Origin of the sequence: Actinopolymorpha sp. NPDC004070 (genome assembly GCF_040610475.1) — a bacterium.
GTDB lineage: Bacteria > Actinomycetota > Actinomycetes > Propionibacteriales > Actinopolymorphaceae > Actinopolymorpha.
Genome location: NZ_JBEXMJ010000003.1, coordinates 39,165 through 65,215 on the forward strand (window position 1 = coordinate 39,165; position 26,051 = coordinate 65,215).

The window sequence follows — 26,051 nt, forward strand, 5'->3', positions numbered from 1 at the left end:
CCTGTTCGCGGCCGGATCCTGGCCGCGAAGCAGGAGAAGATGCGGTCATGGACCCGTCCGTACGCCTGCTCCGGCTGTTGTCCCTGCTGCCGTCCCGGCCGTGGTGGCCCGGGCAGGACCTGGCGGTCCGCCTCGGCGTCTCGCCGCGCACCCTGCGCAGGGACATGAACCGGCTCCGCGAGCTGGGCTACCCCGTCCGGGCCACCGGCGGGCAGGCCGGCGGTTACGCGGTCGGGGCGGGTGGCCGGCTGCCGCCGTTGTTGCTGGACGACGAGGAGGCGGTCGCGACCACGCTGGGTCTGCAGCTGGCCGCTACGAGTGCGGTCGCGGGCATCGAGTCCGCCGCCGTCGCCGCCCTCGCCAAGCTCGTCCAGGTGCTGCCGTCGCGGCGCCGCGAACGGGTGCAGGCGCTTCAGGAGACGACGGTGCAGGTGCCGGCGCCACCGCAGCCCACCGTCGACCCCGCTGTGCTCACCCTGCTGGCCACGGCGTGCCGGCGTATCGAGGGGGTTCGCTTCTCCTACACCGACCACCGCGGGCGGGCCAGTACGCGCGAGGTGGCGCCCCACCAGATCGTCCGGTCCGCAGGACGGTGGTACCTCGTCGCCATGGACCGCGGCCGGCAGGAGTGGCGTACGTTCCGGATCGACCGGATCACCCAGCCTGCGCTCACGAACCAGCATCACAGGCTCGCGGATCCACCGGACGCGGCGGCGATGGTGCTGTCGGCCACGAAGCTCGCCATCCGGAGGTACGAGGCCCGCATTCTGCTCCACCTGGAGTACGAGACGGCGGCGCGCTCCTTCCATGGACAGATCGTCGAGCCGACCCCGGACGGACGGGCGATCCTGCGAGTCGGTGCCGACGATCTCCCCTCCCTCGCCGCCTACGCGACCGGTCTGTCGTACGACTTCGAGGTACTCGGCCCACCGGAGCTGCGCGTCGAGGTGCACCGCCGGGCACAGGACGTCGCTGCCCGGCACGCCCTACCCGTCGACCCCTCGCCGGACCGGAGCTGAGGAGACCGGGGCGGACGCGTTCCAGGTAGGCAGCCAGAGGTCGTCGACCTCTTCTGTCTGGTGCCGGCTGCGAAGGAAGGCGAGCAGCGTCGGCAGGGCCTCGTGCGCACTGTGTTCGGACCAGAGCGGGTAGAGCGGATACACCGGCGTGGGCGCCACGACCGGTATTCGGCGCAGGTCGTACGTCGCCGGCCAGAGGTAGCGGCTGCCCCGCCCGACGAGGGTGGCCAGGCGGGGTGAGCCGGCGAGTTCGGCGAGGAGCGCCTCGTTGCCGAAGTTCGGGGCCACGGAGTCGATGGTCAGCCCGAAGGTGGTGGCGAGTTCCCGGTAGTAGGCGCCCGGCTCGCTGGCGGGCGGCATCGGGAACATCCAGATCGGGTGGTCCACCAGCTCCGCAAGCCTGAGTTGACGGCGGTCCGCGAGCGGGTGGTGGGGGCCGACGAGGAGCTCGTGCCGGTCGTACAGCACAGGGCCTGCGCGAAGCCCGGCCGGGGGCCGCCCGCCGGTGGCCGCGAGCACGCGGAAGGTGAGGTCGACGGTCCCCTCGGCGAGCGCGGCCGGCGCGTCGTCGCCGTCGAGGAGCGGCAGTGTCACGACGTCCAGGTCGATGTCGGGGTGTTCCTGATGGAACGCCTGCAGCAGTACGGCGGGGGCAATGCGCCGGTTCACCACGTCCACGCGCAACGCCCGGCTCGCCGGCAGTACGGACGCGGCCGCGCGGTTCTCTACGCGGAGCAGTTCCCGCGCATGCGGGAGGAACGACTGGCCGTCGACGCTGAGCCGGACGCCCTTCGGGCCGCGTACGAACAGCCGTACCCCGAGATCGCGTTCGAGCGTCGCGATCCTCTTCGACACGGCCTGTTGGGTGATCGCGAGCTCGTCCCCGGCGGCCTGGAACTGACCGGTGTCGGCGACGGCCACGAACGTACGCACAGCGTCGAGGTCCACCGGCCGAACCTATCCCCTCGGCGGTCCACGCCCCTTCACAACGGTCGGTTGTGCCCGCTTCGCGTGTCGGTTGTTTGGCTGCTCGCGCACGGTTCGGTTGGCTACCGTCCGGGCAGCGCGCCGGCTGTCCGCGAGGTGTGGCGACGGGGGAGTGCTGCGTGCGGTCGTTCGGGAGGCTCGGCAGGCGGTTCGGCTGGTTGTGGGCCGCGTACGCGGTCAGTGCCTACGGGACGTGGTTGGGGTTCGGTGCTTTCTCGTTCATCGCGATCCGGGTGCTGCACGCGAGCACCGCCGAGGTGTCGGCGATGTCGGCCGCCGGGCTCGCGGTCGGTGCGCTGGCGGCCGTGCCGGTCGGCCCGTGGGTGGAGTTCCGGCGCAAGCGCCCGGTGATGATCATGATGGATCTGGTCCGGTTCGGGGCGCTGGTCTCGATCCCGGTCGGCTACGCGCTCGGTGTGCTGAGCATCGCCCAGCTGATCTGCGTCTCGATCGTGCAGGCGGCGGCCAACATCGCCTTCACCGCCGCCAGTGGCGCGTTCCTGAAATCGCTCGTCGCGCCGTCCGATCTGCTGACAGCCAACGCGCGGTTCGAGTCCACCACGTGGTCGGCCAGCGTCGTCGGCCCGACCGTCGGTGGCGCGGCGATCGGGCTCTTCGGGCCGGTGGTCACGATCGCCGCCGATGCCGCCAGCTACCTGTTCTCGGCCCTCGGCGTCACCGCGATCGGCGGTCCTGAGCCTGCTCCGGCACGACCGTCGTCCCGGACCACTCTGACCGGACTTGCCGAGGGCTGGCGCCACATCCTGCACCACCGGCAGTTGCGGCGCCTGTTCCTCAACTCGGTGGTGGTCAACGGCCTGATCATGGCCGGCGAAGCGCCGCTGGCCGTACTCATGCTCGGTGAACTCGGCTTCCCCGCCTGGCAGTACGGACTCGCGTTCGCCATCCCCTGCGTGGGCGGGCTGATCGGCTCACGGCTTGCCCGCCCGCTCAGCGGCCGCTACGGCAGCGACACCGTTCTGCGGGTCTTCGGGGCACTGCGGTGCGTGTGGCCGCTCGGGCTCGTGCTGGTCACGCCCGGGCTGTCGGGTCTGCTCGTCGTGATCGCGGTCGAGCTGGTGCTCATCGTCTGCTGCAGCATCTTCAACCCGGTCAGCGCCACCTACCGGCTCCAGGTCGTCGACCACGCCAGCGTCTCCCGCGTACTGGCCGCCTGGTCGGTGACCAGCACGGCGACGAGGGCCGTGCTCATCGCGATGTGGGGAGTCCTCGCCACCGCCACCAGCCCACGCTGGGCGCTCGGCACCGCCGGTGTGCTGTTGCTCGCCTCCGCCTTCCTGCTGCCCATCGGCATTGGGCGCGAGGCGATCACCAGCACCGCCAGGGACACTCCCCGCCGGAACCACATCCCTCGCAACACCAGCCGCAGATCATGCACCCGGGCACCTTAGCCCTGGCACTACGGAAGAGTTCCCGCTAGTTCCCCGCATGCGGGGGCCAGGTCTAAGGTGCGGGGATGATCAACCTGCCCGAGGCGTTCGTACGCGAGACCGTGCGTCGCGAAGGTGAAGCGGGCGAGCGATGGATCGCGTCCCTCCCCGGGCTCGTCGACGATCTCCTTCACCAGTGGGCCTGTACGCCGACCGGACCGGTGATGCACGGCAAGGTCGGCGTCGTCGTTCCCGTACGCCGGCGGGACGGATCCACCGCGGTGCTGAAGGTGTCGTTCCCGCATCCGGGCAACGTCGACGAGCCCACCGCCTACGCCGCGTGGGCGGGCCGCGGAGCCGTGTGCCTGTACGAACGAGACGACGCGCGCTTCGCGATGCTGCTCGAACAGGTCGAGCAGACCACCCTGGTCGACGTCGAGGACGACGACGAGGCCGCCGCCGTGTGCGGACGGATCACCCGTCTGCTGGCGGTTCCGGCCCCGCCTGGGCTTCGCCGGCTGAGCGACCGCGCGGAGGGACAGGAACACGAACTCCGCGCCGCGTCCGGGACGCTGCTCAGCCACGTGCCCCGCCGGACTGTCGACGCGGCGCTGGCCACCATCCGCGAGCTGGGACGCGAGCAACCGGACCTGCTCGTCCACGGTGACCTGCACTACGAGAATGTCGTACGCGCGAACCGCGAACCCTGGTTGGTGATCGATCCCAAGGGGTTCGCGGGCGACCCGGCGAACGACGCGTTCAGTGTGGTGGTCGGAGGCGCCCAGCGTCAATTGAGCCTTGACAGCCTCTGTGCCCACATTCGCCGCCGGCTGGCGATCTTCGCCGACGCGGCCGAGCTCGATCGGGAGCGTGTGCTCCGCTGGGCGCAGGCGCACACCCTCCTGCACGCGTGCTGGGCTCGCAACGCCTCGGATCCGGAGGGTACGGCCGCGTTCGCCGAGCAGGTCGCGACCGTCCTGACCTGATTCGCAGGGCCCGGGGAGCTCAGACCTTCTGCCATACGGACACGTGCCTGGTGCTGTCGGCGGTGAACTCCGAGCGGTCCCAGCCGGCCCAGCGATGCGTGAGTCTCATGCCCGCGATGCGTGCCATCAGGTCCATCTCGGCCGGCCAGGCGTACCGGAACGGGATGCGGCGGAAGCGTCCCTTGCCCTCCGGGGTCACGGTGACGTGGTTGGACGTGAACTCCTGTGTCACCACGTCGTACTGGTCGAATCCCACGTAGCCACCGCGGTGTGCGTCGGGTGCGACCGTGAACGGAACGGTGTCCTGCCCGGGCGGCAGGCGGCGAAGATCCGGTACGCCCACCTCGATGAGGAACAGCCCGCCGGTACGCAGGTGCGCGGCCGCGTTGCGGAAGACGTCGACCTGCCCGTCCTGGGTGGTCACGTTGCTGATCGTGTTGAACACGAGGTAGACCAGCGAGAAGTCACCGGCGCCGTCCACCCGCGTCGTCGTCATGTCGCCGATGGTCACCTCGACCGCGTCGCCGCCCGGCTTGATGGGGACCCGTGCCGCCATCGCCTCGCTGAGTTCGATGCCGCTGACCGGGACGCCGCGGGTGGCCAGCGGGGCGGCGATCCGGCCGGTCCCGACGGCGAACTCGAGGACGGCACCGCCGGCGGCCAGGTCCTGCAGGACGTCCACCGCGGCCGCGATCACCTCGGGTGCGTTGGCGCCGCCGGGGTCGTCGTAGCTCGCGGCCACGCTCTCGGGAAACCAGCCGTCGGCGGGGTTGTCGCCGCTCTCGGCGGAAGGGCCGCTGTCGTTCACCTCATCGGTCACGACCCAGAGGCTATGCGCGGTGAGGACCGGTCCTCACATCGTTTTTCGTGGGCCGCGAGTAGGCGTACTCCGATCGCAGAACTCCCATGATCACCACGTCAACATGACTTCTCACCAACGAACATCAGACTGCTCCGATCTCTCCGCTGATCAGCGTCGCGCCCGACCCAGCAATGCGGCGTGGGGGAGGGTCAGCAGACCGTCCGCGTCGGCGAACTCCGCGGCGAACTCGTCGAAGTACCGCCTGATCTCGGCCCGGACCGCGGGCGGCTGGCTCTGGATCAGCTGCCCGGTGAACGCCACTCCCGCGGCCGGTCCGCTCCACCACTCCTCGGCGGTGACCCGGTGGTCCCAGCGCCGCGTCTCGCAGGAGACCTCCCGCAGACCTGCCGCGGCCAGCAACCCGGTCAGCCCCTCCGCGGTGCGTGCGAAGTCCTCCTCCGTCGGCAACGGCGGAAGGTGGGGCGGCCGTTGCGCGCCGGCGGCCTGGACGGCGCGACCGATCAGCGACTGCCCGGGCGCGGGCGGCGTCGGCCAGATCGTCAGGGCGACCCATCCGCCGGGGCGCACCACGCGGCGGAGTTCGGCCAGCGCGGACCGGGGCTGCCCGACGTGGTTGAGCACGAAGTTGCCCACGACGGCATCGAACTCCCCGTCTCCGAACGGCAGGTCGGGCAGGACGGCGACCCGGCAGTCGGCGGCGGGCGCCGATGCGCGGGCGAGTTCGACCATCGTGGGTTCGGCGTCCACGGCGGTGACCGTCGCGCCTCGGGCGTACGCGGCGGCGGCGACCGTGCCGGGGCCGGTTCCCACGTCCAGCAGCCGAACGCGGGGCCCTACCTCGGCCGCGTCGAGCAGTCTGGGACCGCATGCGAACAGAGCCGGGCGAAGGTGCCGGCGTAGGCGCCGGCCCGCCCCGCCCAGATCTGCCGTTCGCTGTCGTCGAAGGTCACCGACACAGGACCGACACCTCCCGAAGGCCGCATTCGGCCGAGCGTGATCATTGAAGCCCCGAGCCTAGGGCAGGCCTTGGAGCATCGGGCCGTCCGTCCCGGGCGACGTAAACTGCCTGGCATGCCTACCGGCGGCATCGGTCGGCAGTACGAACCGGCGCGAACCACCCGTACGCAGCGGATCGCCCTGGCGTTTCGCCAGCGTGCGGCCGAGACGCGGGCGCTTGCCGCCAGACTGCGCAGAGGTGCCTCCGAGCGCCGCAGGCTCCTGGCCGCCCACGCCGGCGAGGCGTCCATGCGTCGTGAACGGGCCGCCGAGGAGCGCGCCCGGGCGGGGGCCGAACGCGAACGCGCGGGCAAGGACCGACGGCGGGTGTCGCATCTGCGCGGCGTCGCCGCCGATGCACGTCGCCGCCTGGAGGAACTCCGCTACATCCAGGCCACCGAACGCATGCGCGCCGCCAACGAGCGCGACCAGCTCGCCGACCAGCGCGACCGCGAAGCCGACGTTCGTGACCGTGACGCCGACGAGCGGGAGCTGGCCGCCGACGAACGGGACCGATCAGCCGACCTGCGCAATCACGAGGCGGACCTGAGGGAGCGGTTGTCGGACGACCGAGAACGCGCCGAGGACGAGCGGGACCGCGAAGCCGACGTTCGGGACCGCAACGCCGACGAACGCGAAGACGCCGCCAATGAACGCGAACAAGAAGCCGACGAGCGCAACGGCACCGCGGCCGAACACGAGCGTGACGCATCTCGGCGCGGTCGCGCAAGCAACGGTTGACACTGAGCCTCTCACGCTGAAGGTTCAGTTCTCCGAACGGCCTCTCGGCCACAGCTGCGGCCTCCGCTTCGCGGCGAGGTCCTCGACCCAGCCGAAGGCCAGCACCGCCACCACCAGCAGTGGCCAGGTGAGCACGTACTTCCACCAATTCGTCTGCAGGGGAAGGGATTTCGCGAGCGACGGCACACTCCACATCCAGTCGATCACCAGGACTGCGGCGATCAGCGCGAGCTCGTGCCAGAGGTAGATGGTCACGGCCCGTGCGTTGAACACGTGCACCAGCGTGTCGATCGGCCGCGTACGCCGCAGCCAGCCGAGGTCATGTGGCCGGAAACGCAACAGCAGAAGGACGAACCCGAACGACCAGTACGCCTGGGCGAGCGGGATCGGGCCCAGATCGTAGGCCTGCTGGGTCTGGTGGGTGAGGGCGTACCATCCACCGAAAGCCATCGCGGGCAGGGCGAGAACCCAGGTCGTGCGCGGCGACAGTCGTGCGATCTGCCCACGATGGTGGGCGAAACCCAGCAGCCAGCACGCGCCGAATACGGTCAGGTCGGTGACGATCCTGCCCAGGGGCGCGGAGTCACCGGTGTCCAGCACTCGGAGCTGCAGCAGGGTGACCGCCAGCATGGTCCCGGCGATCAGCGGCACCGGCAGCCGCCGGAACACGGGCAGGGCCAGCGGCGCGAGCAGGACGAACCACAGGTACGCCCGGACGTACCACAGCGGCTCGTTGACCTGCCAGGCCCACTGGTCGAACGGCGGATCGTCCAGCGGTACGACCCACAGCAGCAGCCGCGCCCACCACTCACCCGCCTGGGACGGGTCGCCGGGAGGTCTCCAGCCGTGCAGGACCATCGCCGGTACGACGAACGCGGCGAAGACCCCGAACGGCACCAGCAGCCGGCGCATCCGGCTGCCGACCACCGACGGCGCGGGCCTGCGCTCCAGCGAGGCCGCCATCAGTGATCCGGCGAGGGCGAACATTACGCCGAGAGAAGGGAAGAGCAGCGTCAGCCAGGGCCATCCGAACGCGTGGTAGGTGACGATGCGGACGAGTGCCAGCGCCCGGAGCAGGTCGAGATACCTGTCCCGGCCGACTCCGGGCGCCGGTTCGGCCACCAGTTCGGGTCACAGCTTCCCGGACAGAGCCTGCATCTTCGCGATGTCGGCGGGGTGGTGGGCGACGATGTCCGCGGCCAGCTTCCTGGCCGGCGGGTACACGCCCTTGGCCTTCTCGACCTTCGCCTCGTCCACCGCGTCGGAGTACTGGTGGATCATCGCGTCCACGTACATCTTGTCGAACTCCTTGCCCGACGCGTGCCGGAGGGCGGACAACTCGTGCTCGTCCATCATCTCGGGACTGTGGCGCGGCGAGGGCATCCCGGGGCTGGGCGACCGCGTCATGTGGGCCGTCATGTGCGGGGACGCCCCGAGGGTCGGGACGGGCTCGCCCCACGCCTTCAGCCACGCGGACAGTTCCGCGATCCTGGGTGCGTGGTCGGCCCTGACCTTCACCGCGAGCGCCTTGACCTGAGAATTGGTCGCCTTCCTGGCGGCCAGGGTGCTCATCGCCACCACCACCTGGTGGTGCTCGAGCATCTCCTCGGTGAACTCCACGTCCTGGGCGTTGTGCTTACCGGCCGGAGCGGTCACGCCTGCGGGCTTGGCCGGGGTGGTGCTGCCCCCGCCGCAGCCCGCGAGGAGTGCCGCGATCCCGACCAGGGCGGCGACGGCGACGACCGAGTACGTGCGCGGCGCCGTTCCTCGTACGACCTTCCGCGCGGCGGTCCGAGCGGCGCTGTGCGCGCCCTTGTGTACGACGTTCGGTGCGGCACTCACGTGGATCTCCCGAGGTCCGGACGAGCAGGAGCGGCGGTGGGTGCGGACCGTCGTTCCGGCGACACCGGACAGGCGGTCCCCACCGCTGCGTACCCGTGGAGATCGGCGGGACTCACGGTCCCCGGTCCCACGGTGGTCCTGTGGGATTGGTCCGATCGACCCGGTTGGACCGGTGATCAACTGCCCTGCGGCTGCGGCTGCTCATCTCGCCTGCCGGGAGGTTGCCCGGCCCCCTGGACGCGCCGGCACAGCAGACCGGCGCCGGCGCCGAGCGCGATCCCCAGCGCCCACCCCGCCAGCACGTCCGTGGGCCAGTGCCCACCGAGGTAGACCATGCACAGCCCCACGAAGACACAGCCGGCGGCCAGGATCAGCGTCCACAGACGTCTCGCCCGCGTGGACCCCCACGTCGTCGCCACCAGGACCGCGGTCGCCGCGGCGGAGGTGAGTGCCGCGTGGGTGGAGGGCATCGACGCGCCGGTGATGTGGACGAGGGCGAGATCCGCGGGCGGTCTGGCCCGGCCGAAGAACTCCTTGAGCAGCCTCGCCGCGGGCACCGGCGGCCACGACGGCGAGGGCGACCGCGACGGCCTGGCGGTAGGCGCGCCTGGCCACGACGACCGCGACAGCCAGGAGTACGACGACGGACAGTGCGGTGAGGTTGCTCGCCCACAGCAGTGCCCGCGCAGTCCCGGTGGCCCAGTCGCTGCGATGCGTGGCCACCAGGTGCATGATCCGATCGTCCAGCCAGCCACCCACGGCGCCCCCGTCCTCCCCGCCCTGGCGCGCGAGGATCGGCCCGCCGGTTGCATCGTGCCGTACGGCGACAGGGCGCGCCAGTCGGTCTCCCAGCCGGTTCTCCGAGCCGATCCCGCCGGCCGGGCCTGCCCGACACTGGTCGGCATCGGCGGGAGCATCGCCTCCGCTGTAGTTCTATGCGAACATATGTTCGTGACGGCGGACGCGACGATCCTGCACGCGGACCTCGACGCGTTCTACGCCTCGGTCGAGCAGCGCGACGATCCCAGCCTGCGCGGTCGCCCCGTCATCGTCGGCGGCGGTGTGGTGCTCGCTGCCAGCTACGAGGCCAAGGCCTACGGCGTACGCACCGCGATGGGTGGGGCACAGGCCCGCCGGCTGTGCCCGCAGGCGATCGTCGTGCCACCCCGGATGTCGGCCTACTCCGAGGCCAGCGCGGCGGTGTTCGAGGTGTTCGAGCAGACGACGCCGCTGGTGGAGGGGCTGTCGATCGACGAGGCGTTCCTCGACGTCGCCGGGCTCCGGCGGATCTCCGGCGCGCCGGCCGACATCGCGGCGAAGTTGCGGCGCGACGTGCTCGACCAGGTGGGTCTGCCGATCACGGTCGGGGTGGCCCGGACGAAGTTCCTCGCCAAGGTGGCCAGCGGCGTCGCCAAACCAGACGGTCTGCTCGTGGTGCCTCCCGACGGCGAGCTGGAATTCCTGCATCCCCTGAACGTCGGCCGGCTGTGGGGAGTCGGTGAGGTGACCGCGAAGAAGCTGCACGACCGGGGGATCACCACCGTCGGCCACGTCGCCGAACTCCCGCAGTCGGCACTGGTCGCGATGCTCGGTCAGGCGGCCGGCCGGCACCTGCACGCACTTGCCCACAACCGCGACCCCCGGCCGGTGCGGGTGGGGCATCGCCGGGGTTCGGTGGGTGCGCAACGCGCTCTCGGCCAGCGGCCGAAATCGTCGGAGGAGGTCGACGCGATCCTCCTCGGACTCGTCGAGCGGGTGACCCGGCGGATGCGTTCGGCGGGCCGCACCGGCCGCACCGTCGTGCTCCGGTTGCGGTTCGCGGACTTCTCCAGGGTGACGCGGTCGCACTCGCTGTCCCACCCGACCGCGCAGACGAACGAGATCCTCGAGGCGGTGCGCGGGCTGCGCGCCGCGGCCGCGCCGATGATCGAACGCCGCGGCCTCACCCTCGTCGGCGTGGCCGTCGGCAACCTCGACGACGACAGCGCGGTCCAGCTGGCGCTGCCGTTCGACCGTCGGCAACACGACGCGCTCGACGAGGCGGTGGACAAGGTTCGGCGGCGCTTCGACTCCGGCGCGGTGACCAGAGCAGCGCTCCTCGGCCGCGACCAGGGCATCTCCGTCCCGCTGCTTCCCGACTAACGCATGCCCTGGCTCGGTCGCGTGGGACGGGCCCCTTCCGCGTGGGACGCCCCGGCTGCTTCGTCGGCCAACGCGTACACGCTGTTCCGGTCGCGACTCATCACCCCCACGTCGACCATCAGCCGGCGCAGCGTGGCGACGTCGTCGTGGACCTCCCGGACGGTCTCGTTGAGCTCGTCGAGTTCGTGCGCGGCGTCCCGGAGCAGGTCCGGCCGTACCACGATGCGCGGCCCGTCGGCCGCGATCAGGCCGACCGCGGTGAGCCGTCCGTACAGCCGGGCTGTGCTCTTCGGGTCGAGGCCCAGCGCCTCCCCACAGCGGCTGACCGCGCCGCGCTCACCGGGGTCGCGTTCCAGTGCGGTCGTGTCGCCTCGTCGGCTGCTTCGTCCGTTCGCATTCGTACGTACTGCCTCGACTGATCAGCATGGTGAGGGCCGCGGTGTCCCGGCAATCGGTTATCGGCGGCATGCGCCCGGCGGTGAGGTGGCGGCCGCGGCGAAAACGGGTTGCCGGGCCGGTGGGGCGGATGGTTCACTCCGGCCAGCCGACGAGGCCCAGCACCCAGCCGGCCCACCCACCGAGCCCCCCGAGCCCACGAGCTGATCCGGGCAGACCGAAAGAGAGACGCAGATGCGAGCCACGTTCATGTCCAGCCGAGAAGGGATCTTCATCTACGTAGAGGACATGACGCGTGGCGCGGACGTTGAACCTTGGGATCGTGGCCCATGTCGATGCGGGTAAGACGAGTCTGACGGAGCGGTTGCTCCACCTGGCGGGGGTGATCGCGCAGGTGGGGAGTGTGGACGCGGGGAGTACGCAGACCGACACGTTGGAGTTGGAGCGCCGTCGGGGGATCACGATCCGGTCGGCGGTGGTGTCGTTCGTGCTGGACGGTGTGACGGTGAACTTGATCGACACGCCGGGGCATCCGGATTTCATCGCCGAGGTGGAGCGGGTGCTGGGGGTGCTGGATGGTGCGGTGCTGGTGGTGTCGGCGGTGGAGGGTGTGCAGGCGCAGACCCGGGTGCTGATGCGGACGTTGCGGCGGCTGGGTATCCCCACGCTGGTTTTCGTGAACAAGATCGACCGCGGTGGCGCGGACCCCGAACGCGTCCTGGCCGCGATCGCCGACAACCTGACGCCGGCCGTGATCGCGATGGGAACGTCGCACGAAACCGGTACGAAGGCGGCCCGGTTCGAGCCGTACGGCGAGGCCTACCCGGCGTTCCGCACGGGCCTCGCCGACCTCCTCACCGGTCACGACGAGGACCTGCTGGCGGCGTACGTCGACGACGAGGCGGTGCTGTCCTACCAGCGGCTCCGTGACGAGCTCGGCTCGCAGACCCGCCGGGCACTGGTGCACCCGGTGTTCCTCGGCTCGGCGGTCACCGGCGCGGGGGTGGACGAGCTGGTCGCCGGCATCACCGAGCTCCTTCCCGCGAACGACGGCGACGCCGCCGCCTCACCCGCCGGGACGGTGTTCAAGGTCGAGCGTGGCCCGGCAGGGGAGAAGGTGGCCTACCTGCGGATGTTCGCGGGTACCCTGCGGACCAGGGAGCAGGTGTGTTTCGACCGGGGCGAGAGCGCGAAGATCACCGCGATCCGGGTGTTCGACCACGGCGCTGCGGTTCAGAGCACGTCGGTGACTGCGGGCCGGATCGCGAAGGTGTGGGGGCTTTCCGGCGTACGGATCGGCGACACGGTGGGAGTTTCGGGACCCACCGACGGCCACTACTTCGCCCCGCCGACGTTGGAGACGGTGGTGGTCCCGGTCCGTGCGGGTGACAAGGGCCGGTTGCATGTGGCGCTGACGCAGCTGGCCGAACAGGACCCGCTGATCAACCTCCGCCAGGACGACGTTGCCCAGGAGATGTACGTCTCGTTGTACGGCGAGGTGCAGAAGGAGGTGATCGAGGCCACCCTGGCGCTGGAGTACGGCATCGACGTCACCTTCCGCGAAACGACCCCCATCTGCATCGAACGCCCGGTCGGCACCGGCAAGGACGTCGAGATCCTCGGCAGGGAAGGAAATCCGTTCCTCTCCACCGTCGGACTTCGCGTCGAACCGGCCGCGGTCGGCACCGGCGTGCGGGTCGGGCTGGATGTCAAGCTGGAGTTGATTCCGCTCTACGTCTTCAAGTCCGTCGAGGAGTTCCGGCAGGCGTTGCGGAACACCGTCGTGGAGACGTTCCGGCAGGGCCTGCACGGCTGGGAGGTGACCGACTGTCTGGTCACGCTGACCGACTCCGGCTACGTCTCGCCGGAGACGACCGCCGGAGACGTGCGCAAGCTGACCCCGCTGGTGCTGATGAGCGCCCTTCGGCAGGCCGGCACCGTCGTCTGTGAGCCGGTGCACCGGTTCCGCCTGGAGTTTCCGGCGGACACGCTGGGAGCGATGCTCCCGCTGCTGGGACGGCTGCGCGCGGTTCCGGGCGCGCCGTACATCCGGGGCTCCTCCGGCGTGCTGGAAGGTGACGTCCCGGCCGCCATGGTGCACGAGTTGCAGCAGCAGTTGCCGGGAGCGACGCGTGGCGAGGGAGTGCTGGAGTCTGCGTTCGACCACCACGAGCCGGTCCGTGGCACCGTCCCGACCCGGCCGCGCACGGACCTGAATCCCCTCAACCGTAAGGAGTATCTCCAGCACGTCCTGCGCGGAGTCTGACGCGATCGGCCGCGGGATGCCCGGGAGGGGCCGAACTGAATGCGGCGGTCCCTCCGGCGGCCGGTCCGTCAGTTGACCTGACGCGACACCCGGGCGGGCACCGGCCTGCGCCGCGAGGCTCGGAGCCCGGCGCCGACGCTGTGGAGGTAGGCCAGTGCCTCGCGGTAGGAGCGGACAAGCCCGGTCTTGTGGTAGCTGATGCCGTGCTCCTCGCAGAACGCCTGCACCAGCGGTTGCGCACGGGACAGGTTCGTCATCGGCATGGTGGGGAACAGGTGGTGCTCGATCTGGTAGTTCAGCCCACCCAGGGCGCGGTCCACGAACCATCCTCCGTGGACGTTGCGGGAGGTGAGCACCTGCTTGCGGACGAAGTCGAGCTTCTCCTCCACCAGCGGCATGCCCTTGTGGTTGGGCGCGAACGAGCAACCCATGTAGAGACCGAAGAGTCCCTGGTTGACCGCAAGGAAGACCAGTGCCTTGCCCGGCGAGAGCACCAGGAAGAGTGCCGACATGCAGGCGACGGTGTGCACGGCCAGCAGAACGCCTTCCACGGAACGGTCCTTGACGTCACCACGCCATAGGGCGCGCACCCCGGACACGTACAGGCCGAGACCTTCCAGCAGGAGCATGGGGAAGAAGAGGTACGCCTGCCAGCTGGTGAGGGTGCGGGCGAAAAAGCCACGCCGTTCGGCGGCCTGCTCGGGACTCCACGCGATCCCGCCGACGCTCACGTCGGGGTCCTCGCCGACGTGGTTGGGGTTGGCGTGGTGCCGGTTGTGCTTCCCGATCCACCACCCGTAGCTCAGCCCGACGCCGAGGTTGCCGAGCAGGATCCCGGCGCGCCGGGCGGCCCGCTTGGACGTGAAGACCTGCCGGTGCCCGATGTCGTGGGTGACGAACGCGACCTGAGCGAACACCACGGCGAGCACCACCGCCAGCAGGATCTGCCACCAGGAGTCACCGAGCAGGACGAACGCGGCACCACCGGCGAGGAGCATCGAGGCCGCCGCCGTGATGCGGACGGCGTAGTGCGCAGGACGCGGGGTGAGCAGGCCGGCCTCGCGGACGCGGTGGGTGAGGTTCGCGTAGTCACTGCCGGACTGGCGGGGATCGGACATAGGAGTCGACGGGTACGACATACGCACACTTCCTGACCTGGACGGATGGGTGCCGCATCGGATTGATCCTTCGTGGATCGCCGACCGCACCGGGACCCCCGAGGGGTGCGTGCGTCTGCAGACGTGCACGGTGAACGCGGTCTTCGCCGGGACACTGCCGGACAGATACGACATCCCGCGCTCAAGGTGGCAGGCACGGCACCTCGAGCCGGATGTCGTCGACTCCGAGGCCATGACAGTACCCCAGGCGGGTCAGGCGGGCGACAGGCCCGCAGGAGGCTGCCTGCGCCGCTACCCGCCCGCCTCGGTCCGTACGAAGAAACGCGGCGCGGCGCGGAGTACGTCGACGCCGAGGGACACCAGGCCGCCCGCGGGCATCAGCCGGGCGGTCGCCGCGCCGACGGGGCCGGTCGTCTGGAGGCCGCGCTGCACCAGCAGGGGTTCGATCGCGGCGAAGTTCCGCGGTGTGCCGTACCGATGCACCCAGTAGTCCCGTCGCTCGGTCCGGCGGGGCAGCACGAGCACCGCACTGACCGGTGCCGGCTGCAGGTGGTAGTCGGAGCCGGCGAGTTCCTCCACGTGGTGCAGTGTCGTGTTGGACTCGTGGTCGCAGCCGAGCAGCAGGATCATGCCGTCGGGATCGGCCGCGAGCCTCGCGTACGGCGAACCCGGGCCGCACGGGGTGAGGCAGTCCTCGTGGCCTTCGGTCAGCCGCCGGGCCGCCGCGCCGATGGCCGCCACCGAATGCGTCGGGTGCGCGGACCGTACGGCGCCGTCCCACTGGCGTACGGTCGCCGGAATCACGCCGGTCCACGACGGCGACTCCGCGAGGTCGAACACCACCTCCGCATGCGGGCCGACGTGCTCGTTCCCGGTGAGGGTCGGCGCCAGCACCGTCCCGGCAGGACCCACCACGTCGAGCAGCGCGCGTACAACCGTCGCGGCCCCACCGGCCACGTGGCCCATCGAGGACAGTGACGAGTGGACGAGCACGTGGTGCCCGGGGCGCAGGCCCAGCCGGCCGAAAGCCGTACCAAGGTGGTCCGCGTCGATCACGTCGGTCATGCGCGCCACCCTAAGCCCGGCGTTGTGGCGCGCCGCCGAGCGGGAACCGCCGCAGCACGGTGAACGATGCGGTGGTCGTCTCGGTGTGACAGAGCTCAGCCACGTCGAACCCGCTCTCGCCCGGGTCGCGGTCGAGTCGGCGGCCGGTCAGCGCGGCACGACATGCCGGACCGTCCGGTGCGGTCCGCGGGTGCGCCACCGTGACGTGCGGCGGGAAGTCGACGGGCCGGAACGGCGGTGCCAGCAGGTGGCGCCGTAACCGGGCCCAGCCACCGTCGACGTCCTCGACCGAGAGGAAGACGCCGCCGCGGCCGCCGTCCTCGGAGAACACCCCGGTCAGCCTCAGCCGGAAGCAGGTCATGTCCGCGCACACGTCCTCGGCACGCGACAGCAGAAGCTCGTCGTCGCCGGTCTCCTCCGGATAGGTGACCGTGACGTGGGCGGGTGCGCGGGCGGCCATCACCGGGTCCCATTGCCGGCGGAGTTTCTCCACCGGGTGGGCGACGGGGGAGGGAAGGAGGACGCACAGATGACGCCGCGCTGCCGGGGTCACGTCCGTACGTTATCTGCCGGGGCCCCGCTCGGGAATCTGCCCGGGAACCCGCCACGACGGTGATTGCCGCCCACGGGGGCGCCGCGGCTGCTATCAAGGAAGGACCCGCCGGCAACCGCAGAAGCAGGAGGGTCCGCCGATGCCACTCGCCGCCATTCCCGGGACATTCCAGGTGATCGGGGCGTCTCCGGACGGTGACTCCGTGCGGTTCCGTCCCGACGACCCGGACGCGTTCGCCAACGCCGGGATCAATGCTCGTACGAACTCCTCCGGCGCCGCGCAGCTGCGCCTGGACGCGATCGACGCCCTGGAGACCCACTACACGCCACGGACCGCACCGCACCCGTGGCGGCAACCGGCCGACCTCGGCGACGGCGCGGCGACCGCGCTGCTGGACCTGCTCGGCTTCAGCGACGTCCAGCGGGACGATCGCGGCATCGTCACCGCCGCGACGCCGAAGGAGCGCCCCGGCTACATCCTCAGCCGCTTCGCCGACAAGTACGGCCGGGCGGTGTCGTTCGCCTACGCCGGCAAACGGCGCGGGGGCGCGAGCGGTTCGGTCTACCTGGAGGTTCCCGAACTGCGGCGGTCGGTCAACCACCGGCTGCTCACCGCAGGTTGGGTGTATCCCACCTTCTACTCGATGCTGTACGTCGACCTGCGCGAGGAGCTGGCGGAGGTCTCCGTCGCCGCACGTGCCGCCCGAAAGGGGGTGTGGAGGCACGACTCCACCGTGACCGGCTTCGGGCTGAAGTCACGTGACCAGCTGCAGAGTCAGCTCGTCATCATGCCGAAGCTGTTCCGCCGGTTGGCCGACTACCTCACCCTGGACGAGCCGAGCAGCGTCGACCTCGCCGGGTTCCCGGACTTCCTCGAGGCGAGGAACGACCGGATCTTCACCGTCCCCAGAGGGCAGGCGACGTCGTTCGCCACCCTGGTGGAGCGTCGCCGGCAGCGGCTGACGCTGACCGTGCTGCCGGAGCAGGTCGTCTTCATCGAGGCCTGACCGAGGTCTGTTCCGAGACGCGTTTCCGCGGCCTGTTCCGCGGCCTGTTCCGGTCGTCGTCCCTCGTACGCGCGCAGGGGATTTGGCGTTTTCTTGCCCTTCGCCTTGCCAAGTAATGATCTTGGTCGCAGACTCACCCTCCAAGTGGCGGGGAGTTCCGGCCTGGACCGTGAGGCGGTCAGAGTGAGAGGACACGACGTGGGCAGGGGTGGGCGTAGGAACGTCGTCGCGGCCGCGGCGACACTGATGACCGTGGCGGCATGCGTGCTGTCCGCCACAGCGACACCGGCGGGCGCGCAGACGCGCGAAGCCACGGCGACGGCACGCGTCGCGGGCGACAACGTGGTGAACCTCAACGAGATCCAGACCATCAACACGCACAACTCCTACAAGCGGGAGACCAGCCTCGCCGAGCAGGCGGCGTACGACGAGATCACCGGAAACCCCGGCGCCTACCGCAACGGGCTCGCGTACAGCCACGCCTCCCTCGCCGACCAGTTCGAGCACCAGAACGTCCGGGGCATCGAACTCGACCTGCGCCCCGATCCCGAGGGCGGGCTCTACCGCTACCCGATGGTGCGGCGCGACGCGGGCCTCGGACCGTTGACCGATCCCGCCTGGTCCGAACCCGGCATCAAGGTGTTCCACGTCGCCGACGGCGACTACAACTCCACGTGCGTGCGGTTCGTCAGCTGTCTGCAGCAGGTGAAGGCGTGGTCGGACGCGCACCCGACGCACGTGCCCATCACGATCATGCTGGAGCTGAAGGGCAGCGACCGGGCGTTCGCCGAGCGCGGCGGCGTGGTGGTGCCGCCCTGGGACGCGACCGCGCTGAACGCGATGGACCGCGAGATCCGCTCGGTGTTCGCCGACGACGAGATGGTCACCCCCGACGACGTACGCCGGCCCGGCATGACGCTGAACGAGTCGGTCACGCAGGTCGGCTGGCCCACTCTCGCGCAGGCGCGCGGCCAGGTGATGTTCGTCTTCAACAACGTCGGCAACTCCTCGCCGTACACCGACAACGGCCACCCCAACCTCGAGGGCAGGATCGCGTTCGTCAACGCCGCGCCCGGTCAGCCGAACGCCGCCTACCGGGGCCGGGACGAGGTGATCCAGCTGTTCGACGAGATCCAGGACCTCGTGCGACGCGGTTACTTCGTTCGCACGCGTTCGGACTACTCGTTGTCGACGGTCCGCGCGGAGGACTTCAGCCTGATCGAAGCCTCGCTGGACAGCGGCGCCCAGGTCATCTCCACCGACTTCCCGGCCGTCGGCATGGCCGCCCGCTACGACAGCGACTACGTGGCCCAGCTGCCCGGTGCGCTTCCCGCCAGGTGCAATCCGGTGAACGCGCCCAGGACCTGCCGGAACTCCCTGCTCGAACCAGGGGACTGAGCCGACTGACTACTGACCTGACTGACCTGACTGCCCCGACCTTGCGAACCGTTGACCCGTTGGCCAGTTGCCGAACGTGTGCGCCCTGGCGGATGTTCGCCCGTCGTTCGCCCGCCGGCCACCAGAACCTGTCTACCTGCTCGTACGGACGCGCTTCGGTTGACCTGTCGTCAGTACGTACGCACAGGTCCGATCCGTAGGGGCCTGATCCGAAGGGTGATGTGCATGACCTCGTTCTCTCGACGCGACCTCCTGGCCCGCAGCGGTGTGACGGCGATGGGTCTGGTGTTCGCCGGCAGCATCGACACAGTGGCCGGGCCGCGTGCGGCGCTCGCCGACGCCGGACCCCAGGTCGGCTACGGGCCTCTCGTTCCCGACCCCGCCGGCATCCTCGCGCTGCCCGAGGGATTCAGCTACAAGATCGTCGCGGAGACCGGAAAGACCACCCTGGTGACCGGGGAGCCCACGCCGAGCGACCCCGACGGCACGGCGAACTTCCGCAGCCCGACCGGCGCCACGCTGGTCAACAACCACGAGGTCGGCGGCTCCGAACCGTTCCGCGTACCGGCGCTGCCCGGCCTCACCTACGACCCGGGCGCCGGTGGCGGCACCACCAACATCGAGGTCGACCACGACGGCAACCGGCTGCGGGAGTACGTCAGCCTGGCCGGCACGCACAACAACTGCGCCGGCGGCCTCACGCCGTGGAACACCTGGCTGACGTGTGAGGAGACCGAGGCGCGGGCGGGCGGCGCTTTGCAGAAGGACCACGGCTACGTGTTCGAGGTCGACGCGTTCGACCAGCAGGCGAACATGGACCCGGTGCCGTTGAAGTTCCTCGGCCGGTACGCCCACGAGGCGGTCGCGGTGGACCCGAAGACGTTCGCGATCTACGAGACCGAGGACGCGGGCGGTCCGAACGGCCTGTACTACCGCTGGACCCCGCCGAAGGGCTTCCGGGGCGGCAAGGGCGCGCTGCGAGCGCTGGCCCTGGCCGACGTCGGCGACACCGCCGGAACGCTGGAGGCCATGAGCTGCTACCTCGGTGGGCAGCACGTCGCGGACCTGTCGGAGGCGACCCGCCCGGGCACGACATACCGGGTGCGGTGGGTCGAGGTTCCCGACCGCGACGCCCGCACCACCTCCGTACGCAAGCAGTTCACCGACGACCAGGTGACCCGCAGCCACAAGCTCGAGGGCGCCTGGTGGGCCGACGGTGGTGCGTACTTCGTCGCGAGCTTCGCGCGGACCGAGGACGGGAGCACCAGGGCTCACGACGGGCAGGTGTGGTTCTACGACCCCGCCTCCCAGACCGTGACGCTGAAGGTCATCTTCGGCGTCAACCCGAGCCCGGACGCCGACGGCAACTACGACGGGCCGGACAACATCACGGTCTCGCCGTACGGCGGGGTGATTCTGGCCGAGGACGGCGAGGGGGTCCAGCACCTTGTGGGCGTCACCAGGTCGGGCCGGTCGTATCCGATGGCGCGCAACGACCTGAACGGCAACGAGTTCACCGGGCCGAACTTCTCACCGGACGGGCGGGTGCTGTTCGCCAACATCCAGTCGCCGGGGCACGTGTTCGCGATCACCGGGCCGTGGGAGCACCTGCGCCAGGGCGGCCGTCGCTGAGCCGACCCGCCTGACCCGCCTGGCCGATCGAGCCGTCGACCGAGTGCGGCACCTCACGGGGGGTGCCGCACTCGGTCACGTTCGGGCGACTGGCCCTGCGGCCCATTAGCATCGGCATCGGCATACGGACGGCAAAGACGGAAGGCGTACCCATGACCGAGCGTGCTCCCCTGGTGCTCATCACCGGCGCGGCCGGAAGGATCGGCTCGACGCTGCGCTCGGCGCTGTCGCAGTACCGCCTCCGGCTGACCGACCGTGACCTCAGCGACTGCGACCCGAAGCCGAACGAGGAGGTCCTCGAGGCCGACCTCGCCGACTTCGCGGCGATGCGGCAGGCGGTCGAGGGGTGCGACGCGGTGATCCACCTCGGTGGCAACCCCTCCCCGTCGGCCACCTGGTGGGACCTCAAGGCACCGAACGTCGACGGGCTCTACAACGTCTTCGAGGCGTCCCGGCAGGCAGGCGTACGCCGGCTGATCTTCGCCAGCACCAACCACGTCACGGGCATGCTCGACGAGCGGGGCGAGTGGCCGGTGGGTGCGCAGGGCCCGATCGCGCCCGACTCGCTGTACGGCGTGACGAAGGCCCTCGGTGAGGCGATGGGGCGTTACTACTCCGAGAACAGCGACCTGTCGGTGATCTGCCTGCGGATCGGCTGGTTCACCGGCGAGCGCCAGATGCTCGACAACGAGGGCTGGCTGCGGATGTGGCTGAGCGTGCCCGATCTCGGCCGGCTGATCAACGCCAGCCTGACCGCCGACGTCAGGTTCGGCATCTACTACGGCGTCTCTGCCAACACGCCGATGCGGTACGACATGGAGAACGCGCGCACCGAACTCGGCTACGAGCCCCTCGACGACTCCAGCAAGCTCCTCGCCGACCGCCCTGCGAACGCCGTTACCGAGTAGGCCGACGTCCAGGTCTGCTCGGACACGAGGTCGCGAGGCGGTGGCTGCCCTGCCGTCAATCCCGGGCTGAGGAGCCGGCGGCCAGTTGGTTGAGCACGGCCAGGTGCTTGGCGAAGGCTGTTCGCCCGGCCCTGGTCGCCGCCAGCCAGGTCCGCGGTCGCCGGCCGACCTGGCCCTTGGTGACCTTGACGTAGCCGGCCTCCTCCAGTGTCGTCACGTGCTGGGACAGCACGGAGTCGGTGATCTCCACCGTGTCGCGGACGAAGCGGAACTCCACCTTGTCCGCGGGCAGCAGCGCCGCCATGATCGAGAACCTGGTCGGGTTGTGAATCACGGTGTCGAGCTGGTGACGTGGATGGCTCACGCACGCCTCCGCTCGAGCGCGGCCAGGGCGGGGAAGGGCACCGCCAGGACGAGGGCGGCCAGGGCCCACCAGCCGAGTGAGTCGTCGGCCCGCCAGCGGACGATCGGGCCGAGCACGAACAGGTAGCCCCCGAACCAGATCACGGTGGCCACCAGCAGCCGGCGGCCCGCCCCGTGCGGCTGGACGTCGTGCGAGTCCGCCCACCAGGCCAGCAGGCCCATCGCCACCGCCCAGGCACCGGACGCGACGTACCGCGCGAAGCCGTCCGGGAACAGCGCCTCGATCGCCACGATCAGCCCGAACGCCAGAACCCCTACCAGCAACAGGTATTGCGGCCACCAGCGTCCCGCCGTGCGGGTCCGTTCGCTCGCCCGGGACGCGTCGGTCAGGGCCGTGCGGGCGTCGGAGGGGCTCGGACCGGGGCCGGAGCTGTGCTCGCTCATCGCTCTCCTCAAGCTTGAAGTACTTTAGAAACCATAAACTACTTCGAGCGTGCGAGGCAACCGGGAGGCATCCCGCTCCGGTCAGCCGCGGATGCCGAAGATCCGCACGAACATCGGGGTGTCCACCAGCGTGTGCGGCGCGATCGCGTGGTAGGCCCACACGTGCGTCCAGGCGTTCGCGGTCCGCAGGGTGAGGTAGGTCCTGAACATCCCCGGCCCGGTGTAGAAGAGCACCAGGTAGAGCACGGAGATCAACGCGTCCGCGGGGGAGGCGAAGGTCGTCCAGCCGTGGGTCAGGCCCACGTCGGCCTGGTGCCCGCCCGCGCCGCGGCGGCGACCACGGTGATGGTGGACGGTCTGTTGCTGCACATGCCCACCGACCCCGCGGGCATGCCGGCGAAGACCGCGACCGGCATCGTGGACGACCACTTGGCCCGCTGTGTCAACCTGGACACCAGTCGGAGAAAGGGACGTTGATGCGCACCATCGGTCTGATCGGCGGCATGAGCTGGGAAAGCTCGGCGGAGTACTACCGGCTCCTCAACGAGGAGACCCGAGCTCGCCTCGGCGGGCACCACTGCGCGCCCAGCCTGCTGCTCACCGTGGACTTCGCCGAGATCGAGGCCATGCAACGCGCCGGGGCGTGGGACGCCGCGGGCGCCCGGCTGGCGCAGGCGGCCGTCGCCCTGGAGAGGGCGGGAGCGGACCTCGTGGTGCTGTGCACGAACACGATGCACCTCGTGGCGGACCGGATCACCGCGGCGATCGGCGTGCCGTTCCTGCACATCGTGGACGCCACCGCCGACCGGATCAACGCCACCGGGCTGCGCAAGGTGGGCTTGCTGGCTACCCGCTACACGATGGAGCACCCCTTCTACCGCGACCGCATGCAAGCCCACGGCATCGAGGTGATCGTGCCGGACGAGCCCGACCGGACGCTCGTGCACGACGTCATCTACGAGGAGCTGACCCAGAACAGAGTCGAGCCGGCCTCGCGGGTGGCGTACCAGAAGGTGATGGCCGGACTGGCCGAGCGGGGTGCGCAGGCACTGATCCTGGGCTGCACCGAGATCACGCTACTGGTGGACGAGTCCGACAGCCCGGTGCCGGTGTTCGACTCCACCCGCATTCACGTGGAGGCGGCCGTGGACCTCGCGCTGTCCGACGGTTCCACGCAGCCTGCCGACGGGCTCGTCGCCCGGGCGTGAGACGCGGCCGGCGCCTTGGAGGGAGCGGACGCCTCGCCCCTGGCCGCCGGTGGCCGTCGCGGCCGGCGCCGCACCCACCGCGGCCAGCACCAGGTGCCCCGCGATGAGCCTGCGCCGATCGACCACGTCGCCCAGCCCGACGGCCACCCCGCCGACGTCGACACGGCGGCCGTGCGAAGGGAGCACTGGGCGCAAGGCCGACTTGACGGCTGGTTCCCGTGGGCGGCCTATCCTGGCCGCATGAGCCCCGGACCGGTGCCCGCCGAGCCCACGCCGCAGGGAACCGACGTGTGCCCGGTGTGCCGCGAACCGCTCCGGCCGACCTCACCGTCCACGTCGGTGGTCGACGTGCCGACCTGGAGTTGCCCGTACGACTGTGCGCTGACCGTGTGCGCGGAGGAGTGGGAACGCGCGGTTCTGGCACTTGCCCGCGAACGCCGCGGAAAATGACGGCGCCCGCCCGCGGGCGGTCTACACCGCGTCGGCGACGAGGGCGGCGATGTGCTGGGCGGTGTCGAAGTCGGAGGTCAGGCGGTTCTTGGTGAGCGCGAACGCCAGACCGGTCGAGGTGTCGCCGAACGCGTAGGTGCCGCCCGCGCCACCCATGCCGAACGTGCCGGACGTCGACTCGGGGTCCGCACCGATCCGGCCGAGGCTGTAGCCCAGCGCCCACCGCGAGGGCATACCCATCACCTGGTCGTCGCCGACGAACGACACGGCGGACAGCTCCTTCAGCCGCTCCGGCGACACCAGCCGCACGCCGTCGACCGGGCCGAGCAGCGCGGCGTACGTCCGCGCCATCGCGCGCGCGGTCATCTTCGCGCCGGCCGGAATGTCGGCGGCCAGGATGTCGGTGCGGTTCCCGAACTCCGCGGACGGTGTCAGACCGCGAGGGGACAACGCGAAGAAGGGCGAGTCGTCCGGCAGCGAGTCCATGAACTCCGCGCTGCCCTCGGCGTCCTCGAGCCTCGCGAGCCGGCCGTGCTCGGACACCGGCATACCGAAGCAGAGCTCGTCGGCCACTCCGAGCGGCCCGGCCACCTCCTCCGCCAGCACCCGCGAGATCGGTTTGCCGGTGACCCGGCGGACGACCTCGCCGACGAGGTAGCCGAACGTGTAGGCGTGGTAGGCGGTCTTCGTGCCCGGCTCCCACCAGGGCTCGGCGGACGCGATCCGCGCGCACATCCTGTCCCAGTCGCACACGTCCTCGGGTGTGGTGTCGGCAGCGACGGCCGGGACCCCCACCGTGTGGGTGAGGACGTGGCGCAGGGTCGCACGCTCCTTGCCGTGGGCGCCGAACTCCGGCCACACGTCGGCCAGCCGCAGGTCGTAGTCGAGCACGCCCTGCTCGGCGAGCACGTGCGCGACGGTCGCGGTGGCGCCTTTGCCCGCGGAGTATGCGTAGAAGACGGTCTCGGAGGTGACCGGCCGGCCGGTCGCGGGATCGGCCAGGCCGGCCACCGCGTCGACGATCTGCTCGCCGTGCAGGTACGCCGCGACCTGCACGCCCTGTTCCTTGCCGGACCGGACCGCCTCGTCGACGGCTCGCTGGACCCGCTGCTGTACGTCGGCCACTGGTGTCACGCTGGTGCCTTCCTCGGGAGCGTCCTCCGCCGAGCCCGCGGTGGGGGACCGGCGTTTCTTCGTACAGACCTCCCGCTCCGGAAGAACTCATCGGGAGTGGGCGCACGGACCTGGCGCAGGCGGATGAGGGCCGAGCGGTCCGGGTAACACCCAGCACATGCTCGATCTGCTGTCGGAGGAGTATCTCCGGGAGGTCGTCAGCCTCCTGGTGCGGCTCGTCGAGGCGGCGGGAGCCCTGATCATCTTCGTCGGGGCGGCGTTCGCGTTCGTCCGGTTCGTCGCGACCGCGCTTCGCCGGCGCGGCGAGGAGGACTTCAACGCGGTCCGGCTGTTCCTGGGCCGCTACCTCACGCTGGGGCTGGAGTTCCAGCTCGCCAGCGACGTGTTGCGTACGGCCGTCTCACCGACGTTCGCCCAGATCGGCCAGTTGGCGGCGATCGCGGCCATCCGTACCGGCCTGAACTACATCCTCGGCAAGGAGATCGAACGAGAACGCGCCGCGCTCGCCGAGGCGGCGCAGCGACCCGGGCTCGGGCCGGGGCCCGCTGCCCAGGGCGGTGCGGGACCTGCCGGAGATGGCTGACACGTACGCGGAGATCATCCGCGGCGCGGTCATCGTCCTCGTCGTCTTCGGCCTGGTGGCCGCCTCGGCCGCGTTGGTGTTCGGCGCCGGGATCAGAACGGCGCTGTCGGTGCTGCTGGAGTTCCTGGTGGCGGCGGGGCTGCTTCGGCTGTCCCTCGCCCACACCTGGATGGCGATCCTGCTGGCGGTGGCCACGATCGTCATCCGCAGGATCATCGTCGCGGGCTTCTCGATCCCCTTCTCCGGACCGCGGAAGCCGGTCGGGTCAGGTCGGTGAGTCCCCGGTCACGACGGGGTTGCCCGCACGCATCCAGCCGAGGGTGCCGCCGGCGACGGAGTGCGCCTCCAGCCCGGCCCGGGTGAGGACGTCGGCACCGGCCAGACTGCGGTGCCCGCTCGCGCAGATCACGTAGATCGGCTGGTCCTTCGGCAGGCTCGCGGTGTGCTGGGGGAGGGTGCCGAGCGGGATCAGCCGGGCGCCGGGAACGTGCCCGGTGGTGTACTCCTCCGGCTCGCGGACGTCCACCGTGAGGTGGCCCGCCTGCTGCGCGCGGACGAACTCGGACATCTCGACCTCGTGGGCCATCTGGTTCCCCTCAC

Annotated in this window: 30 protein-coding genes; 15 read left to right on the top strand and 15 right to left on the bottom strand. The window is 70.6% G+C overall.

The window, feature by feature from the left end; all coding sequences use genetic code 11:
• Positions 1-47: 47 nt before the first annotated feature.
• On the top strand, positions 48-1,019 hold the full coding sequence (locus ABZV93_RS06690; protein ID WP_354931517.1) for a WYL domain-containing protein: 972 nt from the start codon (positions 48-50) through the stop codon (positions 1,017-1,019).
• Here ABZV93_RS06690 and ABZV93_RS06695 read toward each other — a convergent pair.
• Positions 987-1,967, bottom strand: a complete 981-nt coding sequence (locus tag ABZV93_RS06695; protein ID WP_354931520.1) for a LysR family transcriptional regulator — start codon at positions 1,965-1,967, stop codon at positions 987-989. The genes ABZV93_RS06690 and ABZV93_RS06695 overlap by 33 nt on opposite strands.
• Before the next feature lie 158 nt (positions 1,968-2,125).
• On the opposite strand from ABZV93_RS06695, the gene ABZV93_RS06700 reads away from it, so the two are divergent.
• Positions 2,126-3,418 (top strand): MFS transporter, encoded by a 1,293-nt coding sequence (locus ABZV93_RS06700; protein ID WP_354931523.1) that lies wholly within the window; start codon positions 2,126-2,128, stop codon positions 3,416-3,418.
• A gap of 65 nt (positions 3,419-3,483) precedes the next feature.
• A complete protein-coding gene (locus tag ABZV93_RS06705) occupies positions 3,484-4,383 on the top strand; it encodes an aminoglycoside phosphotransferase family protein (protein ID WP_354931526.1) in 900 nt (299 codons plus the stop codon).
• Positions 4,384-4,402: 19 nt separating this feature from the next.
• On the opposite strand, the gene ABZV93_RS06710 is transcribed toward ABZV93_RS06705, so the two are convergent.
• On the bottom strand, positions 4,403-5,203 hold the full coding sequence (locus ABZV93_RS06710) for a methyltransferase domain-containing protein (protein WP_354931529.1): 801 nt from the start codon (positions 5,201-5,203) through the stop codon (positions 4,403-4,405).
• Positions 5,204-5,353: 150 nt separating this feature from the next.
• Entirely contained in the window at positions 5,354-6,016 is a 663-nt protein-coding gene (locus tag ABZV93_RS06715; RefSeq protein WP_354931532.1) for a class I SAM-dependent methyltransferase, read from the bottom strand.
• A 261-nt stretch (positions 6,017-6,277) separates the two neighbouring features.
• Between ABZV93_RS06715 and ABZV93_RS06720 the strand changes: the two genes are divergently transcribed.
• Entirely contained in the window at positions 6,278-6,943 is a 666-nt protein-coding gene (locus tag ABZV93_RS06720; protein ID WP_354931535.1) for a hypothetical protein, read from the top strand.
• Between the two features lie 24 nt (positions 6,944-6,967).
• On the opposite strand, the gene ABZV93_RS06725 is transcribed toward ABZV93_RS06720, so the two are convergent.
• From ABZV93_RS06725 to ABZV93_RS06735, 3 genes are all read right to left on the bottom strand, one after another.
• Positions 6,968-8,065: an acyltransferase gene (locus ABZV93_RS06725; RefSeq protein WP_354931538.1), complete on the bottom strand. Its 1,098-nt coding sequence runs from the start codon at positions 8,063-8,065 to the stop codon at positions 6,968-6,970.
• A gap of 9 nt (positions 8,066-8,074) precedes the next feature.
• Complete coding sequence (locus ABZV93_RS06730) at positions 8,075-8,785, bottom strand: DUF305 domain-containing protein (RefSeq protein WP_354931541.1); 711 nt, start codon at positions 8,783-8,785, stop codon at positions 8,075-8,077.
• A gap of 176 nt (positions 8,786-8,961) precedes the next feature.
• Positions 8,962-9,342 (bottom strand): phosphatase PAP2 family protein, encoded by a 381-nt coding sequence (locus ABZV93_RS06735; protein WP_354931544.1) that lies wholly within the window; start codon positions 9,340-9,342, stop codon positions 8,962-8,964.
• Between ABZV93_RS06735 and dinB the strand changes: the two genes are divergently transcribed.
• Complete coding sequence (gene dinB, locus ABZV93_RS06740; RefSeq protein WP_354931547.1) at positions 9,320-10,927, top strand: DNA polymerase IV; 1,608 nt, start codon at positions 9,320-9,322, stop codon at positions 10,925-10,927. The genes ABZV93_RS06735 and dinB overlap by 23 nt on opposite strands.
• Here dinB and ABZV93_RS06745 read toward each other — a convergent pair.
• A complete protein-coding gene (locus ABZV93_RS06745; RefSeq protein ID WP_354931550.1) occupies positions 10,924-11,148 on the bottom strand; it encodes a DUF2087 domain-containing protein in 225 nt (74 codons plus the stop codon). The two genes, dinB and ABZV93_RS06745, sit on opposite strands and share 4 nt — an antisense overlap.
• Before the next feature lie 470 nt (positions 11,149-11,618).
• On the opposite strand from ABZV93_RS06745, the gene ABZV93_RS06750 reads away from it, so the two are divergent.
• On the top strand, positions 11,619-13,589 hold the full coding sequence (locus ABZV93_RS06750; protein WP_354931553.1) for a translation factor GTPase family protein: 1,971 nt from the start codon (positions 11,619-11,621) through the stop codon (positions 13,587-13,589).
• 68 nt (positions 13,590-13,657) lie between these two features.
• Here the strand turns inward: ABZV93_RS06750 and ABZV93_RS06755 are convergent, their stop codons facing one another.
• The 3 genes from ABZV93_RS06755 to ABZV93_RS06765 form a co-directional block, all read right to left on the bottom strand.
• Entirely contained in the window at positions 13,658-14,728 is a 1,071-nt protein-coding gene (locus ABZV93_RS06755; RefSeq protein WP_354931556.1) for an acyl-CoA desaturase, read from the bottom strand.
• A gap of 270 nt (positions 14,729-14,998) precedes the next feature.
• On the bottom strand, positions 14,999-15,772 hold the full coding sequence (locus ABZV93_RS06760; protein ID WP_354931559.1) for an AAC(3) family N-acetyltransferase: 774 nt from the start codon (positions 15,770-15,772) through the stop codon (positions 14,999-15,001).
• A gap of 10 nt (positions 15,773-15,782) precedes the next feature.
• Complete coding sequence (locus ABZV93_RS06765; RefSeq protein WP_354931562.1) at positions 15,783-16,325, bottom strand: 2'-5' RNA ligase family protein; 543 nt, start codon at positions 16,323-16,325, stop codon at positions 15,783-15,785.
• A 139-nt stretch (positions 16,326-16,464) separates the two neighbouring features.
• Here ABZV93_RS06765 and ABZV93_RS06770 point away from each other — a divergent pair, with 139 nt between their 5' ends.
• From ABZV93_RS06770 to ABZV93_RS06785, 4 genes are all read left to right on the top strand, one after another.
• Positions 16,465-17,331 carry a hypothetical protein gene (locus ABZV93_RS06770; protein WP_354931565.1) on the top strand — a complete coding sequence of 289 codons (867 nt, stop codon included), beginning with the start codon at positions 16,465-16,467 and terminating at the stop codon, positions 17,329-17,331.
• A gap of 198 nt (positions 17,332-17,529) precedes the next feature.
• Positions 17,530-18,729 carry a phosphatidylinositol-specific phospholipase C1-like protein gene (locus tag ABZV93_RS06775; RefSeq protein ID WP_354931568.1) on the top strand — a complete coding sequence of 400 codons (1,200 nt, stop codon included), beginning with the start codon at positions 17,530-17,532 and terminating at the stop codon, positions 18,727-18,729.
• A 225-nt stretch (positions 18,730-18,954) separates the two neighbouring features.
• Positions 18,955-20,361 carry an alkaline phosphatase PhoX gene (locus tag ABZV93_RS06780; RefSeq protein ID WP_354931571.1) on the top strand — a complete coding sequence of 469 codons (1,407 nt, stop codon included), beginning with the start codon at positions 18,955-18,957 and terminating at the stop codon, positions 20,359-20,361.
• A gap of 152 nt (positions 20,362-20,513) precedes the next feature.
• Positions 20,514-21,269 carry an NAD(P)-dependent oxidoreductase gene (locus ABZV93_RS06785; RefSeq protein ID WP_354931574.1) on the top strand — a complete coding sequence of 252 codons (756 nt, stop codon included), beginning with the start codon at positions 20,514-20,516 and terminating at the stop codon, positions 21,267-21,269.
• Between the two features lie 55 nt (positions 21,270-21,324).
• Here ABZV93_RS06785 and ABZV93_RS06790 read toward each other — a convergent pair whose 3' ends face one another.
• The 3 genes from ABZV93_RS06790 to ABZV93_RS06800 form a co-directional block, all read right to left on the bottom strand.
• Positions 21,325-21,633 carry a transcriptional regulator gene (locus ABZV93_RS06790; protein WP_354931577.1) on the bottom strand — a complete coding sequence of 103 codons (309 nt, stop codon included), beginning with the start codon at positions 21,631-21,633 and terminating at the stop codon, positions 21,325-21,327.
• Entirely contained in the window at positions 21,630-22,076 is a 447-nt protein-coding gene (locus ABZV93_RS06795; RefSeq protein ID WP_354931580.1) for a hypothetical protein, read from the bottom strand. Before ABZV93_RS06795 ends, ABZV93_RS06790 begins: the two co-directional genes overlap by 4 nt.
• Before the next feature lie 81 nt (positions 22,077-22,157).
• Positions 22,158-22,379 (bottom strand): hypothetical protein, encoded by a 222-nt coding sequence (locus tag ABZV93_RS06800; protein WP_354931583.1) that lies wholly within the window; start codon positions 22,377-22,379, stop codon positions 22,158-22,160.
• On the opposite strand from ABZV93_RS06800, the gene ABZV93_RS06805 reads away from it, so the two are divergent.
• The 3 genes from ABZV93_RS06805 (at position 22,365) to ABZV93_RS06815 (ending at position 23,734) form a co-directional block, all read left to right on the top strand.
• Positions 22,365-22,553 carry a TetR family transcriptional regulator C-terminal domain-containing protein gene (locus tag ABZV93_RS06805; protein ID WP_354931586.1) on the top strand — a complete coding sequence of 63 codons (189 nt, stop codon included), beginning with the start codon at positions 22,365-22,367 and terminating at the stop codon, positions 22,551-22,553. The genes ABZV93_RS06800 and ABZV93_RS06805 overlap by 15 nt on opposite strands.
• The gene (locus ABZV93_RS06810; protein ID WP_354931589.1) at positions 22,553-23,284 is read left to right on the top strand and encodes an aspartate/glutamate racemase family protein; all 732 of its coding nucleotides are present in this window, start codon (positions 22,553-22,555) and stop codon (positions 23,282-23,284) included. Before ABZV93_RS06805 ends, ABZV93_RS06810 begins: the two co-directional genes overlap by 1 nt.
• A gap of 240 nt (positions 23,285-23,524) precedes the next feature.
• On the top strand, positions 23,525-23,734 hold the full coding sequence (locus ABZV93_RS06815) for a hypothetical protein (RefSeq protein ID WP_354931592.1): 210 nt from the start codon (positions 23,525-23,527) through the stop codon (positions 23,732-23,734).
• A gap of 21 nt (positions 23,735-23,755) precedes the next feature.
• On the opposite strand, the gene ABZV93_RS06820 is transcribed toward ABZV93_RS06815, so the two are convergent.
• Positions 23,756-24,859, bottom strand: a complete 1,104-nt coding sequence (locus tag ABZV93_RS06820) for a serine hydrolase domain-containing protein (RefSeq protein WP_354931595.1) — start codon at positions 24,857-24,859, stop codon at positions 23,756-23,758.
• Between the two features lie 166 nt (positions 24,860-25,025).
• Here ABZV93_RS06820 and ABZV93_RS06825 point away from each other — a divergent pair, with 166 nt between their 5' ends.
• Positions 25,026-25,451 (top strand): DUF1622 domain-containing protein, encoded by a 426-nt coding sequence (locus ABZV93_RS06825; protein ID WP_354931598.1) that lies wholly within the window; start codon positions 25,026-25,028, stop codon positions 25,449-25,451.
• A complete protein-coding gene (locus ABZV93_RS06830; protein ID WP_354931601.1) occupies positions 25,444-25,728 on the top strand; it encodes a hypothetical protein in 285 nt (94 codons plus the stop codon). The genes ABZV93_RS06825 and ABZV93_RS06830 overlap by 8 nt, the downstream gene beginning before the upstream one ends.
• Here the strand turns inward: ABZV93_RS06830 and ABZV93_RS06835 are convergent.
• Complete coding sequence (locus ABZV93_RS06835; RefSeq protein ID WP_354931604.1) at positions 25,717-26,037, bottom strand: rhodanese-like domain-containing protein; 321 nt, start codon at positions 26,035-26,037, stop codon at positions 25,717-25,719. The two genes, ABZV93_RS06830 and ABZV93_RS06835, sit on opposite strands and share 12 nt — an antisense overlap.
• Positions 26,038-26,051: the final 14 nt, after the last annotated feature.

Excerpts from the sequence above, each read along its gene's own strand:
- ABZV93_RS06690 (WP_354931517.1), top strand. The coding sequence starts at position 48 with ATGGACCCGTCCGTACGCCTGCTCCGGCTGTTGTCCCTGCTGCCGTCC.
- ABZV93_RS06705 (WP_354931526.1), top strand. The coding sequence starts at position 3,484 with ATGATCAACCTGCCCGAGGCGTTCGTACGCGAGACCGTGCGTCGCGAA.
- ABZV93_RS06720 (WP_354931535.1), top strand. The coding sequence starts at position 6,278 with ATGCCTACCGGCGGCATCGGTCGGCAGTACGAACCGGCGCGAACCACC.
- ABZV93_RS06755 (WP_354931556.1), bottom strand. The coding sequence starts at position 14,728 with ATGTCGTACCCGTCGACTCCTATGTCCGATCCCCGCCAGTCCGGCAGT.
- ABZV93_RS06760 (WP_354931559.1), bottom strand. The coding sequence starts at position 15,772 with ATGACCGACGTGATCGACGCGGACCACCTTGGTACGGCTTTCGGCCGG.
- ABZV93_RS06770 (WP_354931565.1), top strand. The coding sequence starts at position 16,465 with ATGCCACTCGCCGCCATTCCCGGGACATTCCAGGTGATCGGGGCGTCT.
- ABZV93_RS06780 (WP_354931571.1), top strand. The coding sequence starts at position 18,955 with ATGACCTCGTTCTCTCGACGCGACCTCCTGGCCCGCAGCGGTGTGACG.
- ABZV93_RS06785 (WP_354931574.1), top strand. The coding sequence starts at position 20,514 with ATGACCGAGCGTGCTCCCCTGGTGCTCATCACCGGCGCGGCCGGAAGG.
- ABZV93_RS06795 (WP_354931580.1), bottom strand. The coding sequence starts at position 22,076 with ATGAGCGAGCACAGCTCCGGCCCCGGTCCGAGCCCCTCCGACGCCCGC.
- ABZV93_RS06810 (WP_354931589.1), top strand. The coding sequence starts at position 22,553 with ATGCGCACCATCGGTCTGATCGGCGGCATGAGCTGGGAAAGCTCGGCG.
- ABZV93_RS06815 (WP_354931592.1), top strand. The coding sequence starts at position 23,525 with ATGAGCCCCGGACCGGTGCCCGCCGAGCCCACGCCGCAGGGAACCGAC.
- ABZV93_RS06825 (WP_354931598.1), top strand. The coding sequence starts at position 25,026 with ATGCTCGATCTGCTGTCGGAGGAGTATCTCCGGGAGGTCGTCAGCCTC.
- ABZV93_RS06830 (WP_354931601.1), top strand. The coding sequence starts at position 25,444 with ATGGCTGACACGTACGCGGAGATCATCCGCGGCGCGGTCATCGTCCTC.
- ABZV93_RS06835 (WP_354931604.1), bottom strand. The coding sequence starts at position 26,037 with ATGGCCCACGAGGTCGAGATGTCCGAGTTCGTCCGCGCGCAGCAGGCG.